At 58.6% G+C, this 677-nt stretch carries 1 pseudogene; it reads right to left on the reverse strand.

The window, feature by feature from the left end:
• A pseudogene (locus E4O97_RS18535) lies at window positions 1-677 on the reverse strand (type IV secretion protein Rhs); the annotation flags it as partial.

The following is a 677-nucleotide window of genomic DNA, read 5'->3' on the forward strand; positions in this document are numbered from 1 at the left end:
AGGCGTGGTGAGTTCTTGCGGTGTGCCGAGGTGGTCGAGTTGGTAGTGGTAGGGCTTGGTCTCTTTTGGGCCGAAACCTTCCAGCAGTGTTAATGGGCGGAAGCTGTCGGGCTCATAGATGTAGCTGCGATGGCGTTCTGCGTGGTGCTCGGCAATCAGCTTGTCGCCTTGCCAGAAAAACTCGGTGGTCTCGCCATCCACGGTTTTGCTGACACGTCGCCCAAACGGGTCATAGCGATAACTAGCGGTTTCACCGTTCGGTTTTGTGATGCTTATTAACCGATGCTGGCAGTCGTAGCGGTACTCAGTAACGAGTTGATGGCCCTTGCCGCGCCGTTCGCGGATCAGGTTGCCGAAGGCGTCGTAGTCGTAATGGCGGTCGCCCTGGATCATCAGGCGATTGCCGGCAACGATGTCCGGGCCGGGACGGTCTTGCATCAGCAGGTTGCCCGCCGGGTCGTGGGCGAAGCGTTCCTGGACGTCTTGGGAGTGATCGGCGCGGGTCAGACGATTTAGTGGGTCGTAGCGGTAAAGGTGTTCGCCCTTGCGGGTGTCGAGCAGGCGGGTGAGGTTGCCGGATTTGTCGTAGTCGTACTGGCGCTGGTAAAGGTAATTTTCCTGCTGTGTAACGGCGTGGGCGTGCAGGCGGTTTTGGTCGTCGTAGTGGTAATGGCTGA

It is taken from the genome of Pseudomonas sp. W15Feb34, assembly GCF_023127765.1.
Classification (GTDB): Bacteria; Pseudomonadota; Gammaproteobacteria; order Pseudomonadales; family Pseudomonadaceae; genus Aquipseudomonas; species Aquipseudomonas synxantha_A.